Here is a 16,614-nt window from a genome sequence, read left to right as displayed (position 1 = left end):
CGTCCGAGCGGCTGGCGAAGGTGACCGTCGGCAACCCGGCGTCCGAAGGCGTCCGGATGGGCGCGCTGGCCAGCCTGGAGCAGCGCGAGGAGGTCCGGCGGTCGCTGAAGGCGCTGCTGGACGCCGGGAGCGTCGTGTTCGGCGACCCGGAAAATGTCTCGGTGGTCGACGCCGACGCCGAGCGCGGCGCCTTCATCTCGCCGGTGCTGCTCAAGGCAGACCCCGAACGCTCCGAGCCGCACGAGGTCGAGGCGTTCGGCCCGGTCTCGACGCTGATGCCGTACACGTCCACCGGGCAGGTCGTCGACTTCGCCGCGCGCGGCGGCGGCAGCCTGGCCGGATCCGTCGTCTCCGCGGACAAGGAGTTCGTGCGCGAGGTCGTGCTCGGTGCGGCACCGTTCCACGGACGGCTGCTGGTGCTCGACGCGGAGGACGCCAAGGAGTCCACCGGGCACGGTTCGCCGATGCCGCAGCTGGTCCACGGCGGCCCGGGCCGCGCGGGCGGCGGCGAGGAGATGGGCGGCATCCGGGGCGTGCTGCACCACATGCAGCGCACCGCGGTGCAGGGCTCACCGGCCGTGCTCTCCGCGGTGACCGGCCGCTGGGTCACCGGCGCGCCGCGGACCGAAGGCGTCCACCCGTTCCGGAAGTCCCTGGCCGAGCTGCGCATCGGCGACTCGGTGGTGGCCGGGCCGCGGGTCGTTTCCCAGGAAGACGTCGACCACTTCGCCGAGTTCACCGGCGACACGTTCTACGCGCACACCGACCCGGAAGCCGCGGCGGCCAACCCGCTGTTCGGCGGGATCGTCGCGCACGGCTACCTGGTCGTCTCGTTCGCCGCGGGCCTGTTCGTCTCGCCCGAGCCGGGCCCGGTGCTGGCCAACTACGGCCTGGAGAACCTGCGGTTCCTCACCCCGGTCAAGGTCGGCGACTCGCTGACCGTGACGCTCACCGCCAAGCAGATCACCCCGCGGATCGACCAGGAGTACGGCGAGGTCCGCTGGGACGCCGACGTCACCAACGCCGAGGGCGAGTCCGTGGCCAAGTACGACGTCCTGACGCTGGTGTCGAAGGAGCAGCCGTGACCGCCACCGTATCGCTGGAAGAGCACTTCGAGCACACCATCGAGCGCGACCAGCGGATCGAGCCGCGCGACTGGGTGCCCGAGGGCTACCGAAAGACGATGATCCGGCAGATCGCGCAGCACGCGCACTCGGAGATCATCGGCATGCAGCCGGAGGGCAACTGGATCACGCGGGCGCCGTCGCTGCGGCGCAAGGCGATCCTGCTGGCCAAGGTCCAGGACGAGGCCGGCCACGGGCTCTACCTGTACTCCGCGGCGGCGACGCTGGGCGCGGACCGCGCGGACCTGACCGACAAGCTGATCACGGGCAAGCAGAAGTACTCGTCGATCTTCAACTACCCGACGCTGACCTTCGCCGACGTCGGCGTGATCGGCTGGCTGGTCGACGGCGCCGCGATCTGCAACCAGGTGCCGCTGTGCCGGTCTTCGTACGGGCCGTACGCGCGGGCGATGATCCGGATCTGCAAGGAGGAGTCCTTCCACCAGCGGCAGGGCTACGAGCTGCTGATGACGATGATGAAGGGCACCGAGCAGCAGCGGGAGATGGTCCAGGAGGCCGTCAACCGCTGGTGGTGGCCGTCGCTGATGATGTTCGGCCCGCCGGACGCCGATTCGCCGAACACCGCGCAGTCGATGGCGTGGAAGATCAAGCGCCACACCAACGACGAGCTGCGGCAGCGGTTCGTGGACATGTCGGTGCCGCAGGCCGAGGCCCTCGGCGTCACATTCCCGGACCCTGCCCTCGAGTGGAACGCCGAGCGGGGGCACTACGACTTCGGCGCGGTCGACTGGGACGAGTTCAAGAACGTGCTGAAGGGCAACGGACCCTGCAACGCGCAACGGATCGCGCACCGGCGCCGGGCGCACGAAGACGGCGCGTGGGTGCGGGAAGCCGCCGTCGCCCACGCCGCGAAGAACGAGGAGCGCAAGTGACCGACCTGACGGCCGAAGGCGGCCACGGCGCCGTCCCCCTGGAAGGCGTCCCCGCCGCCCCGGGGCCGGTCAAGCACGACTGGCCGCTGTACGAGGTGTTCGTCCGCGGCAAGCGCGGGCTGAACCACGTGCACGTCGGATCGCTGCACGCGGCCGACGACCAGATGGCCCTGCACCACGCGCGCGACCTCTACACGCGGCGCAACGAAGGCGTGTCGATCTGGGTCGTGCGCGCGGCGGACATCACGGCTTCGTCGCCGGACGAGAAGGACCCGTTCTTCGCGCCCAGCGGAGACAAGGTCTACCGGCACCCGACGTTCTACGACATTCCCGAGGATGTGCCGCACATATGAGTTTCGACAACGTGTACGAGGCCATCACCGAGGAGAACGACGCCCGCTGGGCGTTCGGCACCGGCTTCGAAGACCCGCTGTCCGGAATGGACACTTCGGTGCCGTCCGGTGTGGACGGTACGCGACTGGCCGCCTACTGCCTGATGCTGGGCGACGACGCGCTGATCTTCTCCCACCGGCTCCAGGAGTGGTGCACCAACGCGCCCGAGCTGGAGGACGAGGTCGCGATCGCCAACATCGCCCTGGACCTGCTGGGGCAGGCGCGCCTGCTGCTCGCCCGCGCCGGCAAGGCCGACGGCTCTTCGCGCACGGAGGACTCGCTCGCCTTTCTCCGCGCCGAGAACGAGTTCCGCAACGTCCGGCTCGCGGAGCTGGGCGGCGGCCACTTCGGGCACCTGATCGCGCGCCTGTTCGTGTTCTCGACGTGGCGGCTGGCGCTGTTCCAGCGGCTGGAATCGTCGGTGGACCCGGTGCTGGCCGCGATCGCGGACAAGGGCGTCAAGGAACTGACCTACCACCGCGACTACGCCGCGCAGTGGCTGGTCCGCCTCGGCGACGGGACGCCGTTGTCGCACGCGCGGATGCAGGAAGGCCTGGACGAGGCCTGGCCGTACGTGGGGGAGCTGTTCCGCACGCACCCCACGGAGTTCGTGGACGCGGCTTCGCTGCGCCCCGAGTTCGATGCGGTGCTGGACCAGGCTCTTGCGGCGGCGACCCTAGTGCGGCCGTCGTCGGGCGAGCTGGCCGGCGTCTCGGGCCGGACCGGCCGCGACGGCGTCCACACCGAGTCTTTCGGGTTCCTGCTGGCGGAGCTGCAGAGCGTGGCCCGGGCGATGCCGGACGCCCGGTGGTGACCGCCGCGGCCGTGGCGGCCACGGTCACCGACCCCGAGCTGCCGATGCTGACGCTGGCGGACCTGGGCGTGCTGCGCTCGGTGTCCGAGTCCGAGGGCCGCGTGGTCGTCGCGATCACGCCGACGTACACGGGCTGCCCGGCGATGGACACCATGCGCGACGACCTGGAGCACGCGCTGGTTTCGGCGGGCTACCCGGACGTCGAGATCCGGACGCAGCTGTCGCCGGCGTGGACGTCGGACTGGATTTCGGCGTCGGGGCGCCGCAAGCTCGCCGAAGCCGGGATCGCGCCGCCGGGTGCCGCGCCCCGCCGGTCGGGCCCGATCCCGCTGACGCTTTCCGCACCGGTGTCCGCGGTCCGCTGTCCTTTGTGCGGGTCGGCGGACACCGAAGAGCAGTCCCGTTTCGGCGCGACGGCGTGCAAGGCGCTGCGGCGCTGCCGCGCGTGCCTGGAGCCGTTCGAGCACGTCAAGGAGATTTAAGGTGGCGCGGTTCCACGAGTTGACGGTGGCCGGGGTCGAGCGGCTGTGCGACGACGCGGTCGCGGTGACCTTCGACGTGCCTTCGTCGCTGGCTGCGGAGTACGCGTTCAAACCGGGCCAGTCGCTGACGCTGCGGCGCTCGATCGACGGCCGCGACGAGCGCCGGTCGTACTCGATCTGCGCCCCGGCGGGCGCGGCCCCCAGGGTCGGCGTCCGCCTGGTCCCGGACGGCTTCTTCTCGTCGTGGCTGGTGAACGAGGTCCGCGCGGGCGACACGGTGGAGGTGGCCCCGCCTTCCGGTTCGTTCACGCCGGACCTGTCGGCGGGCGGCCACCACGTCCTGATCGCGGCGGGGTCGGGCATCACGCCGGTGCTGTCGATCGTGTCGTCGCTGCTGAAGTCGTCCACGGCAACGGTGACGGTGCTGTACGGCAACCGCCGCACGGACACGGTGATGTTCGCGGACGAGCTGGCGGACCTGAAGGACAGCGCCCCGTCCCGGCTCGAGCTGATCCACGTGCTGTCGCGCGAGCCCCGCGAGGCGGAGCTGTTCACGGGCCGCCTGGACGTCCCGAAGCTGCGCGCGCTGTTCTCCTCGCTGGTGCCGGTGGAGTCGGTGGACCACTGGTGGCTGTGCGGCCCGTTCGAGATGGTCTCGGGAGCGCAGGAGCTGCTGGCGTCCCTGGGCGTGCCTGCGTCGAAGGTGCATCAGGAGCTGTTCTACGTGGACACCCCACCGGCCCCGGTGGAGCACCTCGACCCGGCGGTGGCGGGCGAGTCCTCGGAGGTCGCGGTGATCCTGGACGGCCGTTCGACACCGATGACGCTGCCGCGCTCGTCATCGGTGCTGGACGGGGCCCAGAAGTTCCGCCCGGACCTGCCGTTCGCCTGCAAGGGCGGGGTGTGCGGAACGTGCCGGGCGCGCGTCACCGAGGGCAAGGTGGACCTACGGCGCAACTTCGCACTGGAGCAGGCGGAGATCGAGGCGGGCTTCGTGCTGACGTGCCAGTCGTACCCGGTCTCGGAAACGCTCACCGTCGATTTCGACGCCTGAGCCTTCAGAGGAGATCGGACTCGTCGGCGTCCACGAAGCCCCAGTCGCGGGCCACGCGGGTCAAGGCGTGGGAGGCCCAAGTGCGTCGCTCGGTGCGGCCGAATCTGATCGGGGCCACCACGGTCGCCGCGCCCTCCGGACCCGGCAGTCCGGTCGGCTTCCCGAACACCGAGAGGTCGGCAACGGCAGACAGGCTGGTGTCCGCCTTGACGTGCAGTTCGACCGCCGGTGGCGCCAGCAGCGCGGCGTACTCGGGATTGGGGACGAGCGCACCGGGCACCACGAGGGTCGCGGTGTGCCACGCCGCGGTCCACAGTTCCACGATCTCGTTCGCCGTCACCCGGAGACCGGCGGCGGTGCCGTCCGGACGCGCCGAGGCCCACGCCGCGAAGTTCGCCTGGAACTCGACGGAAACCGTGACCGTCCACGGCCGGCCGGTGGGAAGCAGGATGCGCGCGACCGCGCGCACGGCGGTGCTCCCGCCGGCCGGACTGCGCACGGTGTAGTCGTACCGGGCGTCCCGGACGGTCTGGCGGACGTCCGGCCCGCTCGCCCGTTCCCACCGGGCCGGCGCGGTCCGGGCCCGCCGAAGAAGAGACAACGCCGGGAGGAGCGTGCTGATCGGAGCTTCCGGGAGCGCCGCTTCGATCAGGTCGCGGGTTCGCCGGCTGATCTCGGCGTCGTCGTCGAGCTGCCACGGCAGGGTGGCGACGGCGCGCACCGTCAGATCCGCCGGCCCGGCCACCGGGAGCCGGAGGGCCTCCCGGCCGGTCCTGCTCAGCCGGGGCGTGGGCTTCCACCGCGCCGGCTGCGTTGCGGTATCGCGGTCCAGGAGACCTTCATGCCAGGCTCCGCCGTCGAGGACGGCCATGCGGGTGGCATCGGTGAGGTCCGTGACCGGAAATCCGGGTCCGTCCGGGAATCCCGGCAAAGCCGAAAGGTCCTCCCACACCGGCTCGGCGACCACCACGGCCGGCTTGCCGGCGACCGCGCAGATCACCGCGCCGCCGGTGAAATGCTGGACGAAGCCGGGTCCCTCGGGGTAGGCCCGGCCGGTGGGCGCACCCAAGCGGCTTCCGGCTCGCCGAGCGGCTTTCTCGAACGCTCGCTCGGTTCGTGGATCGGCGCCTTCGCCGACCCGGATGGCGGGCGTGCCGGGCACCGTCACGGAGCCGGCGTTCCCCACCTGGATCACGACCCCGTTGACGTCCCCGGTGACCACGTTCCGGACGGCCGGGGCCGGCCGCGGCGTCACCGGGCCGGGAGGCCGCACCTGCCGCGGCTGCAGCACCGGAATGGCACCCAGCGGCGGCCGGACGAATTCGGGCTGGTTCGTCAGCATGCGCAGGAGCCGTTCGGCGCCTTCGACGGTGAAGTCCGTGACCGCGTACACCGTCGAAGTGGCCGGGGCCAGGAAGTCCGGCACGTCGTCCGGGCCGCGGCCTGGCAGCAGGACGGGCACGAACCGGTTCAGCGCGTTCCGGTCGGCGTAGAACGCCTCGCGGATCAGCCGGGCTTCCCACTGGACGCCGCGTTCCTCGTCGGCGCCGCCGCGGCCCTCGGCGCCGCGGCGGTAGGCGGGGGAGGCGATCACCAGGACGTGGTCGGCTTCCCGGATCTGCCCGGCCACCCACAACGCCCGGTCCCGGCGCTCGTGGGCCTCGCTCAGATCGAGCTCGGCGTCGACCCCGCAGGACCGCAGGAACTCCCAGAGCCGCAGCACGGACTCCTGGTGGGACGGGTCGCCCGGCTCCTCGGCGTACGAGAGGAACGCTCGGGTCACGCCGCGCCACCCGTGCCGCGTTCCCGGCGCAGCGCATCGGCTCCGGCCACGCGCACCTCCCCACCTCGTCCACGCGAGGGAGGGATTCTACCGACTCGGTGAGCGCCGGTCAGAGCCTGCGGCGCCGGCGTCGGCGGGGCCGCGGTTCGGTCGCCGGGTCCTCCGGCGGCTCTTCCCGGGGTGCCGGGTCCGTCAGGCCCAGCATCTCCGCCGCCAGCTGCTGGGAGCTCGCGAACATGCCCGTGGGGGCCTCGCTCGCCCGGCGCAGCGCCGACGGGCGGAGGCGGTTGTAGCCGCGGACCGTCACCGGCCTGCGGGCGCGCAGGTCGTACGCCTTCTCCTCGGCCAGTTCCGCGGCCAGCTCGCGGTCGACCAGGATCGTGCCCGGCCGGGCCACCGACGTCAGGCGGGCCGCCAGGTTGACCACCGAGCCGTAGACGTCGCCGAACCGCGACAGGATGCGGCCCGACGCCATGCCCGCGCGGACCGCCGGCAACGTCTCGTCCGCCGACGTGCGCTCGGTCAGCGTCAAGGCGATCTCCGCCGCGTCGACCGCGGCGTCCGCCACGAACAGGACTTCGTCGCCGATCATCTTCACCACGCGGCCGTGGTGCTCGGCGATCACCTCCGTGGCCAGCGTCTCGAACGCGTCGAGCACGCGGCTCAGCTCGTCTTCGCCGATCTGGCGCGTCAGGCGCGTGTAGCCCACCATGTCGACGAACCCGACCACCTCGGTGCGGGTCTCCAGGTGCTCGTCCGGCGCCGCGAACGCGCGCCCCGCGTAGGCCGCCAGGTGGCGGCGCCAGACGAAGTTCTGGACCTGCTCCAGCTCCGGCAGCAGCCGGTCGACCAGGCGCGTCACCTGGCGCTCGCTGCGGCCGAGCTCCGGCTGTTCCCTGATCAGCCGGAACAGCATGTCGACCTGCCACTCGGCCAGCCGCGACAGGTGCTGGCCGAGCGCGCGCGTCACCGAGACCTCGATGCTCGGGTCGATCAGCCCCGACTGCACCAGCTGGTCCGCGGTCCGCATCGCCTCGACGTCGGCGTCGGTGAAGACGACCTCGTCGTCGCGCACGGTCGCGAACCCCAGCGCGCGCCAGAGCCGGCGTGACCGCTCGTCGGGCACGCCGGCCTTTTCCGCCACTTCGAGCCGGGTGTACTTCCGCCGGCCGCCGAGCAGGACGCGTTCGAGCCGCTGCTGAAGTTCCTCGCCCGGATCGGTCACGTCAGGTCGTGTGGACGATCAGCACGTCCACGCCGGACTTGCGCGCCACCTCGGACGGGACCGAGCCCAGGATCCGGCCGGCGATCGTGTTCAGCCCGCGGTTGCCGACCACCAGCAGGTCGGCTTCGCGCTCCTTGACCACCTTGCGCAGCGAGTCGACCGGGTCGCCCTTGACCGCGACCGTGTCGATCTTCTCGGCGCCCGCCCGGGCCGCGCGGTCCCGCGCCGACTGCAGGGTGTCTTCGGCCGGGGCCGAGCCGACGACCTGGTACGCCTCTTCGCCGAGGACGTCCTGGGCCTTGTCGACGTCGGACTGGCTCGCCGGGTAGAACGCACACGCGATGACGAGCGTGGCGCCCGCGTCGCCGGCCACCGCCGCCGCGCGGTCCACCGCCGCGAACGAGGACTCCGAGCCGTCCGTGCCCACCACCACGGTCCGATATGCCGCACCCATGCGCAAAACCTCCAGGTGATCCCGCGTGAGCAGGGACGATAGCCGGTCGGTACCGACCGCGCAGGCTCGTCCGCGCCCGTGTCGGGTGGAAGGTTACTCGCCAGTCGCTTTCTGCGCTCCGCTCGCCCGCGGAGCCGGCTTCGGCGCCGCTTTGGCGGGCCCGGCGGCGCCGGGCTTGGTGGCCGGCTTGGCCCCGGGCTTCGGCTTCGGCACGTCGGAAGCGCGGATCCGGATCGTCTCCTCGACGTCGGTGACCCGGACCGTCGTCTCGGTGCCGTCCCCGGCGTCCGGCTTCGGGTCCGCCACCAGGTCGGCCTTGACGTCGGCGGGCACCTTCACGTCGTCGCCGAGGACGGTGTGCGCCTCGGCCAGCACCGCCCGCGCCGCGCGCACCTGCTCGGCCAGCCCGCCGCGCACCTTCCGCAGCGCGTCGACCCGCTCGTTCGCCTGGGTGATCCGCCGGTTGGATTCCTCCGTGGCGGACGTCACGCGGCGCCGAGCCTCGTCGGCGGCTTCCGCGAGCCGGGCGTTGGCCTCGGTGATCGAGTCCTGACGGCGCTTGTTGGCCTCCGCGACCGACTCCCGCTGACGGCGGTCGATGTCGGCCTTCGCGGCCTTCTCCTCTTCGAGGACCTTCGCGCGGATGTCGGCGGCGTCCTGCGTGGCCTCCTGGACGCGCCGGGCGGCCTCGGCCTTGCTCGCCGCCTCCTGCTCGGCCAGCACCCGCATCGCCTCGGTGCGGCGCGAGGCCATCGCGATCTCGAAGTCCTCTTCGACCTTGGTGCGCCGCTCCTGCGACTCGGTGTCGAGGCGCTTGCGCTCCGCCTCGGCCTCGTCGGTGATCTTCTTGGCCTGCGCGCGGGCGTCTTCGAGGACCTTCCGGTGCTCGGCCTCCATCTCCTTGCGGCGGAGGTCGAGCTCGGTGAGCAGCTGCTCGTAGCGGGCCCGCATGGCGCTGGCGTCCGTCTCGGCCTTGGCCCGGATGTGCCCGGCCTCGGCTTCGGCGCGGGCGCGCGTGTCGGCGGATTCGTCCTGCGCCAGCCGCAACATGCGCTGCAGCCGTTCGGACAGGCCTTCGACGCTCGTCGGCGGCTGCGCCAGCCGGTCGACCTGCCCGCGCAGGTCCGCGATCTCGCCGCGCGCGATCTCCAGCTGGCGGGCGAGGTCCCCCGCCTGCGCGATGGCGGCGTCCCGATCCGCGGTGAGCATCTTCAGATCGGCGTCCAGCCGTTCGAGGTGCTCGTCGACCTGCGCTCGGCTGTACCCGCGCTTCGCCACGTCGAAGCCGGCTCCCAGCGGCACAAGCTCCCGTTCATCGCCAAGGCTCATGGGGCCTACCGTAGCCGCAGTCCGGTCACGGAAGGGTGAGCACCCGTGCCGTGCGCCGAACGCGCCGTCTCCCGCGGCGAAAGGAACCGCCGGAAACCAGTGGTTCTCCGGCGGTTTCCGACGCCACGACCGGGCCTCAGGCGCCGCGGAACGCGTTGATGCCCTCGATGTGCTTCGCGCGCTTCTCTTCGTCGCGGACGCCGAGGCCTTCCTGCGGCGCGAGCGCGAGCACGCCGACCTTGCCCTGGTGCGCGTTGCGGTGCACGTCCAGCGCGGCCTGCCCGGTCTCCTCGAGCGCGTAGGTCTTGGAGAGCGTCGGGTGGATCAGCCCCTTCGCGATCAGCCGGTTCGCTTCCCATGACTCGCGGTAGTTCGCGAAGTGGGAGCCGATGATCCGCTTCAGGTTCATCCACAGGTAGCGGTTGTCGTACTGGTGCAGGTACCCCGACGTCGAAGCGCACGTGACGATCGTGCCGCCCTTGCGCGCGGCGTAGACGGAAGCGCCGAAGGTCTCCCGGCCCGGGTGCTCGAACACGATGTCGGGATCGTCGCCGCCGGTCAGCTCGCGGATCTTCGCGCCGAAGCGCTGCCACTCCTTCGGGTCCTGCTCGGTCTCGTTCTTCCAGAACTTGTAGTCCTCGGCGCTGCGGTCGATGATCAGCTCGGCGCCGAGCTTCCGGCAGATCGCCGCCTTCTCGGGGCTGGAGACGACGCACACGGGGATGGCGCCGCCGTTCAGCGCGTACTGAGTCGCGTAGGAGCCGAGGCCGCCCGACGCGCCCCAGATCAGGACGACGTCGCCCTGCTTCATGTCCGCGCCGTTGCGCGAGACGAGCTGGCGGTAGGCGGTGGAGTTGACGAGACCGGGGGAGGCGGCCTCTTCCCAGGTCAGGTGGTCCGGCTTCGGCATCAGCTGGTTGGCCTTGACCAGCGCGATCTCGGCGAGGCCGCCGAAGTTCGTCTCGAAGCCCCAGATCCGCTGCTCGGTGTCGAGCATGGTGTCGTTGTGCCCGTCGGGGCTCTCGAGCTCGACGTTCAGGCAGTGCGCGACGACCTCGTCGCCCGGCTTCCAGTTGTGCACGCCGACGCCGGTCCGGAGAACGACGCCGGACAGGTCCGAGCCGACGACGTGGTACGGCAGGTCGTGCCGCTTGGCCAGCGGCGAGAGCTTCCCGTACTTCTTCAGGAACTTGAACGTCGGGATCGGCTCGAAGATCGACGTCCACACGGTGTTGTAGTTGATGGCGCTCGCCATCACCGCGACCAGCGCCTCGCCGGGCCCCAGCTCGGGCACGGGGACGTCGTCGACGTGCAGCGACTTGCGCGGGTCCTTGTCCCGGCTTTCGAGGCCTTCGAACATGTCGACCTCGTCGGCGTGCACGGTCACCCCGCGGTAGCTCTCGGGCACGGGCAACGAGCCGACCGCGGCGGACTCGCCGTTCAGGATGGCCTGCTGGATCTCGCCGAGCTGCGTCATCGGTTCCTCCGCGGAGATGGGGGGCGTTGGCGGCAGAAATTACTCGCCGGTAACACGCGCCCACAACTGTACGAGACGGACAGCACGATTACACGCCGAACTGTGACCGGCCCGTCTTGACCGGCTGGCCAGTCAAGCGGATCATCGATGTCGGGTACACCCACCCGACCAGCAGTTTCACCGACGGAGGTGAGCACGAATGAGTGAAGTCTCTACGCGCGCGTGGACCCGGCCACACGATTGGGCCGAGGTCGTCATCGGGGTGGTCGCCGCTCTTTCACCCCTTTGGCTGAGCACGGACACGACCGCGATGTGGACGATGGTCGTCCTGGGCGCGCTGATCGCACTCGACGGCCTGGTTTCGCTGGCGATGCCGGGCATGGTCTACGGCGAAGGCATCCAGATCGCGCTCGGCGTGCTGCTCTTCATCGCGCCGTGGGTGATGGGGTACACGGAGTTCAACGGCGCGTCCTGGACGTCCTGGATCGCCGGGGTGCTGACGGTCATCGCCGGCGCGGCAGCGATGCCGGTCGCGAACGCCGCGCACCGCACGGCCGGGCAGCACTGACGACGCAGGAGGCACGGGAATGACCGAGGATTCGGCGAAGGAGCGCATCCTGTGCGCCGCCGAGGCGCTCTTCGCCGAGTCCGGCTTCGACGCCACCCCGACTTCGCGCATAGCGGAGCGGGCCGGGGTGCCGAAGGGACTGGTGCACTACTACTTCCGCCACAAGTCCGACCTGCTCACGGCGCTGGTCGCCCGGTTGCCCGACGAGCGCATCGAGCCGGCGGTGGTGGTGGTCCCGGGTGACTTGGCGGGCAGCTTGCGGCGCTTGGTCCGCGAGCTGGACCACCGGTTCAGCAGGTCACTGGGGCTGTCGCACCTGTTGTGGCGCGAGGCGGACACGCACCACGTGGTCCGCGACGCGCTGCACGAGCGGTTCCAGGTCCTGGTCCGCCAGGTCCGCGCGGTGATCGTGGCGGCAACGGGCGGCGGGTTGCCGACGGCCGACGTGGATCGGGCGTCGGGTCTGCTGGCGCGTGCGGTGAGCCACCGGCATGCGACGGCCCGGCATTCGGATGACGACCTGCCGGCGGAGTTCGACGGGGAGCTGACGTTCATCGCGGACGCGCTGTCGTCGAAGGCCGCGCCCGCGTAGCCGGGCCGTACTGGTCCGGCCGACGGCGCCTGCTCGGCTGGGCGCGCCTGCTTGGCCCGGGGCCCGGGTGCGCTTGGCCGGGTTGGGCGCTTGGTCGGCTGGCGTCTGCTGAGCTGGGGCGCGCCTGCTCGGCTGGGGCGCCGTGGTCTGGCTGGGCGCGCCCGCTCGCCTGGGTTGGGCGCCTGGCCGGGTCGCCCCGGTCCGGATGGGCGCTTGCCCGGCTGGGTGGGGCGGTTGGCTGGCTCGGCTGAGCGCCGCGTGGCCGGGCTGCGTACCTGGCCGACCAACCATGCGCGCGTGCGCTCTCGGGCCACCGGGCGGTTGCGCCCGCTCTTGGGCACCTGGCGCCGTCCGGCGTGCACGCCATCGGGGCGGTGCCCGAGCTGTTGCCCGGATCCGGATCGGGGCGGCGGCCTCAGCTGTTGCCCGGGTGGCGGTGCTCATCGGCGTGCCGGCCGCGCGCCCGCTTCTTGTCACGGGCGTGCGGCTCCGCGCCGGTCCTTTGTGCCGAAATCCTTGCTCCGGGCCGGGTCAGTGCGCCGTTGCGTTCTTGGCCGGTTCGACCAGCTCCACCAGGACGCCGCCCGCGTCCTTCGGGTGGACGAAGTTCACCCGGCTGTTCGATGTTCCCCTCTTCGCCTCCTCGTAAAGCATGCGCAGGCCTTTTTCGCGCAGGGCCGCCGCCGCGGCGTCCACATCGGACACGCGGTAGGCCAGCTGCTGCAGCCCGGGGCCGCTCTTGGCCAGGAACTTGCCGATCGCCGAGTCCTCGCGCAGCGGGGCCAGCAGCTGGATCTGCGTCTCCGTGCCCGCCGTTCCCGGGGCGCGGAGCATCGCCTCGCGTACCCCCTGCTCCTCGTTCACCTCCTCGTGCGCGACCTCCAGGCCGAAGTGCGCGCGGTGGAACTCGATGGCCGCGTCCAGGTCCGGGACCGCGATGCCGACGTGGTCGATGGCCGTCACGAACGGCCGCAGGGCGTCATTCATGGAGGCAGGATAGGGGGCCCGCGCGCCGCTTCGAGGCGGAATCGGCGCGTGCCCCGCCTCACACTGGCTCCATCAAGAAGCCCTGCTCCCGGGTATGGTCGGGAAAACTGCCCATGCGCCGATGCTTGGAGGACGCCGTGTCCGGTTCCGTGATCCTGGGTGCCGCCCGTACGCCGATCGGGCGCCTGCTGGGCTCCCTCAAGGACTTCACGGGTGCTCAGCTGGGCGGGGTCGCGATCAAGGCGGCCCTCGAACGCGCCGGCGTCGCCCCGGACGCGGTGCAGTACACGATCATGGGCCAGGTGCTGACCGCCGGCGCCGGCCAGATCCCGGCGCGCCAGGCCGCTGTCGCCGCGGGCATCCCGATGAACGTGCCCGCGCTGACGATCAACAAGGTCTGCCTCTCCGGCCTCGACGCCATCGCGCTCGCCGACCAGCTCATCCGCGCCGGCGAGTTCGACCTCGTCGTCGCCGGTGGCCAGGAGTCGATGACCCAGGCGCCGCACCTGCTGCCCAAGTCCCGCTCCGGCTTCAAGTACGGCGACACCACGCTCGTCGACCACATGGCCTACGACGGTCTCTTCTGTGCCTTCGACCAGGTCGCCATGGGCTCCTCGACGGAGAAGTACAACGCCCGCTACGGCGTCACCCGCGAGCAGCAGGACGCGTTCTCCGCCCGCTCCCACCAGCGCGCCGCCGAGGCGATCAAGAACGGCTACTTCGCCGACGAGATCGCGCCCGTCTCCATCCCGCAGCGCAAGGGCGACCCGGTCGTCTTCGACACCGACGAGGGCGTCCGCGGCGACACCACCGCCGAAGGCCTCGCCAAGCTGCGCCCCGCCTTCGCCTCCGACGGCACCATCACCGCGGGCTCGGCCTCGCAGATCTCCGACGGCGCCGCCGCCGTGATCGTGGCCAGCAAGGCGAAGGCCGAGGAACTCGGCATCACGCCGCTCGCCGAGATCGGCGCGCACGGTGTCGTCGCCGGGCCCGACGCGAGCCTCCACGAGCAGCCGTCGAACGCCATCCTCGCCGCGCTGGCGAAGGCGAACCTCACCGCCGACGCGCTCGACCTCGTCGAGATCAACGAAGCCTTCGCCGCCGTCGGGCTCGTCTCCACCGAGAAGCTCGGCCTCGACCCGGAGAAGGTCAACGTCAACGGCGGCGCCATCGCGCTCGGCCACCCGATCGGCGCCTCCGGTGCCCGGCTCGCCGTGCACCTGATCCACGAGCTGCGCCGCCGCGGTGGCGGGCTCGGCGCCGCCGCGCTGTGCGGTGGCGGCGGCCAGGGCGACGCCCTCCTGCTGCGGGTGCCGTCGGCGTAAGTGGCCGGCCCACTCGACCTCGACGACCTCGTCGGCCGCGCGCGGGACGGACAACCCCGTGCCGTCGCGCGGCTGCTGTCGCTCGTCGAGGACGCCCACCCCCGCGTCGCGGAGATCGCCCGGGCACTGACCCCGCACACCGGGCGGGCCCGGGTCGTCGGGCTCACCGGACCACCCGGTGTCGGCAAGTCGACTTCGACATCGGCGCTGCTCACCGCGTTGCGCGCGGAGGGCAAGCGGGTCGGGGTGCTCGCCATCGACCCGTCTTCGCCGTTTTCGGGCGGAGCGCTGCTCGGCGACCGGATCCGGATGACCGAACACGCCACCGACCCCGGCGTGTTCATCCGCTCGATGGCCACCCGCGGGCACCTCGGCGGGCTCTCGTGGGCGACCCCGCAGGCGGTGCGCGTCCTGGACGCGGCCGGTTTCGACGTCGTGCTGATCGAGACCGTCGGCGTCGGGCAGTCCGAAGTGGACGTCGTGAAACTCGCCGACACCACGGTGGTGCTGCTCGCCCCGGGCATGGGCGACGGCATCCAGGCCGCGAAGGCCGGCGTGCTGGAGATCGCCGACGTCTTCGTCGTGAACAAGGCGGACCGCGAGGGCGCCGAAGCCACCGTGCACGACCTCAAGCAGATGATCTCCTTGGCGCGCCGGGAGATCCGGGGGCCCAGCTGGCGCCAGCCGATCGTGCGGACCGTGGCGGCCAAGGGTGAGGGCGTCGACGAGGTCGTGCGGGCGCTGGCCGCGCACCACGACTGGCTGGTCGAGCACGACGAGCTGGCCCGGCGCCGGGTGGCCCGGGCGCGGGACGAGGTCGAGGCCATCGCGCTCCGGCGGCTGCGGGCCGAGCTCGTGGACCTGCGCGGCGGGGGACGGCTCGCCGGTGCCGCCGAGCGGGTCGTGGCGCGGGAACTCGATCCGTTCGCCGCCGCCGAAGAACTGATCGCGGACCTGCGGGGGTAGCGCGCTCCGGGCCGCCGACGCGAGGCGCGCGAGCAGAAACCGTGCCACCGCAACGGGTCTTCGCCGGAATTCCATGCTGCCCTCCCTGCGTGTGCGGCGGGTTTGCCGCGTGCTGATCATCTTGCGCCGGGGGTCCGACAATTTCCCGGGTGCGGACGCCGAGGTTCACCCGATGGGCTGACAGGGGGCGACTTTCGCCGGTTCTGGCTGTCGGTGCCGGGCCCTAGACTGCGGGGCGCTCCGGAACCGGGCGATCACTGGGAGGGCGTGCAGCATGAAGAAGACACTTTTCACCGCGCTGGCGGCGGGCGCGTTGTTCGTGGCCGGTCAGGGCGTCGCCACGGCGGCCGACGCCCCGCCGCCGAAGACGACCCACGGGCCCTGCCAGTACACCGAAACCCCGGACGAACCGCCCGCGCGTCCGGTGCCGCTGCCACCCGACCCGCGGCACACGCCGAGCCACGGCAAGGTCGACGTCGCCATCCCGACCAGCCAGGGCGCGCTGCCCCTGCGGCTGGACCGCGCGAAGGCGCCGTGCACCGTGCAGAGCTTCCTGCACCTGGCACGGCACCGGTTCTACGACCACACGGTGTGCCACCGGCTGACCGCGTACCCGACGTTGAAGGTGCTGCAGTGCGGCGACCCGACCGCGACCGGCGAAGGCGGGCCGGGCTACAAGTACAAGGACGAGCTGCCGGTCGACCTGCCGCCGGCGCCGACCGACCCGACCGGCGCCCGGCGCGTCTACGCGCGAGGCCTGCTGGCCATGGCCAACGCGGGGCCGGACACGAACGGTTCGCAGTTCTTCGTCGTGTACGGCGATTCCGCGCTGCGGCCGAACTACACGGTGTTCGGCACGGTCGGTGCGGACGGGCTGCGGACGCTGGACAAGGTGGCGGCCGGCGGGATCCAGCCGACCGCGGAGGACCCCGCGCCGGTCGACGGGACGCCGGTGCTGCGGACGGAACTGCTGCGCGTCCGGCCGGACTGCTGGTTCTGACGGTGGTCGCGGGCTGCTCCGGTGGGGGCGGCCCGCGGGCATCGGGGGTGCTCGGCGGGGTATTTCACGCGGTGGGATCGGCTTCATGCGTGATTGAGGGGTCATCACACGTGATTGGGAGGTCGACACGCGTGATTGGAGGGTCGAC

At 71.8% G+C, this 16,614-nt stretch carries 17 protein-coding genes; 11 read left to right on the top strand and 6 right to left on the bottom strand.

Features of this window, described 5'->3' with window-relative positions; all coding sequences use genetic code 11:
- The 6 genes from CCN39_RS02835 to paaE form a co-directional block, all read left to right on the top strand.
- Positions 1–1,085, top strand: a 1,085-nt coding sequence (locus CCN39_RS02835) for an aldehyde dehydrogenase family protein (RefSeq protein ID WP_143263917.1), incomplete at its 5' end; no start/stop codon positions are given.
- Positions 1,082–2,017: a 1,2-phenylacetyl-CoA epoxidase subunit PaaA gene (gene paaA / locus CCN39_RS02830; RefSeq protein ID WP_086838241.1), complete on the top strand. Its 936-nt coding sequence runs from the start codon at positions 1,082–1,084 to the stop codon at positions 2,015–2,017. The genes CCN39_RS02835 and paaA, both read left to right, overlap by 4 nt.
- Positions 2,018–2,055: 38 nt before the next feature.
- Positions 2,056–2,370, top strand: coding sequence for a 1,2-phenylacetyl-CoA epoxidase subunit PaaB (gene paaB, locus CCN39_RS02825; RefSeq protein WP_167454960.1), 315 nt, complete (start codon positions 2,056–2,058; stop codon positions 2,368–2,370).
- On the top strand, positions 2,367–3,224 hold the full coding sequence (gene paaC, locus CCN39_RS02820) for a 1,2-phenylacetyl-CoA epoxidase subunit PaaC (RefSeq protein WP_086838239.1): 858 nt from the start codon (positions 2,367–2,369) through the stop codon (positions 3,222–3,224). Before paaB ends, paaC begins: the two co-directional genes overlap by 4 nt.
- Positions 3,218–3,706, top strand: a complete 489-nt coding sequence (paaD, locus tag CCN39_RS02815) for a 1,2-phenylacetyl-CoA epoxidase subunit PaaD (protein WP_086838238.1) — start codon at positions 3,218–3,220, stop codon at positions 3,704–3,706. The genes paaC and paaD overlap by 7 nt, the downstream gene beginning before the upstream one ends.
- A 1-nt stretch (position 3,707) precedes the next feature.
- On the top strand, positions 3,708–4,760 hold the full coding sequence (gene paaE, locus CCN39_RS02810) for a 1,2-phenylacetyl-CoA epoxidase subunit PaaE (protein ID WP_086838237.1): 1,053 nt from the start codon (positions 3,708–3,710) through the stop codon (positions 4,758–4,760).
- A gap of 4 nt (positions 4,761–4,764) precedes the next feature.
- On the opposite strand, the gene CCN39_RS50025 is transcribed toward paaE, so the two are convergent.
- The 5 genes from CCN39_RS50025 to ccrA all read right to left on the bottom strand — a co-directional run bounded on the left by CCN39_RS50025 (position 4,765) and on the right by ccrA (position 11,028).
- Positions 4,765–6,543 carry an SEFIR domain-containing protein gene (locus CCN39_RS50025; protein WP_086838236.1) on the bottom strand — a complete coding sequence of 593 codons (1,779 nt, stop codon included), beginning with the start codon at positions 6,541–6,543 and terminating at the stop codon, positions 4,765–4,767.
- Between the two features lie 109 nt (positions 6,544–6,652).
- Positions 6,653–7,768: an adenylate/guanylate cyclase domain-containing protein gene (locus CCN39_RS02800; protein ID WP_086838235.1), complete on the bottom strand. Its 1,116-nt coding sequence runs from the start codon at positions 7,766–7,768 to the stop codon at positions 6,653–6,655.
- Between the two features lies 1 nt (position 7,769).
- On the bottom strand, positions 7,770–8,222 hold the full coding sequence (locus CCN39_RS02795; protein WP_086838234.1) for a universal stress protein: 453 nt from the start codon (positions 8,220–8,222) through the stop codon (positions 7,770–7,772).
- Between the two features lie 93 nt (positions 8,223–8,315).
- Complete coding sequence (locus CCN39_RS02790) at positions 8,316–9,524, bottom strand: chromosome segregation protein (RefSeq protein ID WP_086838233.1); 1,209 nt, start codon at positions 9,522–9,524, stop codon at positions 8,316–8,318.
- Positions 9,525–9,687: 163 nt separating this feature from the next.
- Positions 9,688–11,028, bottom strand: coding sequence for a crotonyl-CoA carboxylase/reductase (gene ccrA / locus CCN39_RS02785; RefSeq protein WP_086838232.1), 1,341 nt, complete (start codon positions 11,026–11,028; stop codon positions 9,688–9,690).
- Positions 11,029–11,227: 199 nt separating this feature from the next.
- Here ccrA and CCN39_RS02780 point away from each other — a divergent pair, with 199 nt between their 5' ends.
- Positions 11,228–11,596, top strand: a complete 369-nt coding sequence (locus tag CCN39_RS02780; protein WP_071831581.1) for an SPW repeat domain-containing protein — start codon at positions 11,228–11,230, stop codon at positions 11,594–11,596.
- 19 nt (positions 11,597–11,615) lie between these two features.
- The gene (locus tag CCN39_RS02775) at positions 11,616–12,188 is read left to right on the top strand and encodes a TetR/AcrR family transcriptional regulator (protein WP_086838231.1); all 573 of its coding nucleotides are present in this window, start codon (positions 11,616–11,618) and stop codon (positions 12,186–12,188) included.
- 531 nt (positions 12,189–12,719) lie between these two features.
- Here the strand turns inward: CCN39_RS02775 and mce are convergent.
- Positions 12,720–13,175: a methylmalonyl-CoA epimerase gene (mce, locus tag CCN39_RS02770; protein WP_086838230.1), complete on the bottom strand. Its 456-nt coding sequence runs from the start codon at positions 13,173–13,175 to the stop codon at positions 12,720–12,722.
- A 137-nt stretch (positions 13,176–13,312) separates the two neighbouring features.
- Here mce and CCN39_RS02765 point away from each other — a divergent pair, with 137 nt between their 5' ends.
- The 3 genes from CCN39_RS02765 to CCN39_RS02755 all read left to right on the top strand — a co-directional run bounded on the left by CCN39_RS02765 (position 13,313) and on the right by CCN39_RS02755 (position 16,466).
- Entirely contained in the window at positions 13,313–14,500 is a 1,188-nt protein-coding gene (locus CCN39_RS02765) for an acetyl-CoA C-acetyltransferase (protein ID WP_086838242.1), read from the top strand.
- The gene (gene meaB / locus CCN39_RS02760; RefSeq protein ID WP_086838229.1) at positions 14,501–15,466 is read left to right on the top strand and encodes a methylmalonyl Co-A mutase-associated GTPase MeaB; all 966 of its coding nucleotides are present in this window, start codon (positions 14,501–14,503) and stop codon (positions 15,464–15,466) included. It begins immediately after the preceding gene.
- Positions 15,467–15,740: 274 nt separating this feature from the next.
- Positions 15,741–16,466, top strand: a complete 726-nt coding sequence (locus CCN39_RS02755) for a peptidylprolyl isomerase (RefSeq protein ID WP_086838228.1) — start codon at positions 15,741–15,743, stop codon at positions 16,464–16,466.
- The last annotated feature ends 148 nt before the right edge of the window (positions 16,467–16,614 follow it).

The sequence above is a fragment of the Amycolatopsis kentuckyensis genome, from assembly GCF_002155975.1.
Classification (GTDB): domain Bacteria; phylum Actinomycetota; class Actinomycetes; order Mycobacteriales; family Pseudonocardiaceae; genus Amycolatopsis; species Amycolatopsis kentuckyensis.
This window is presented reverse-complemented; position numbering and strand designations above follow the sequence as displayed.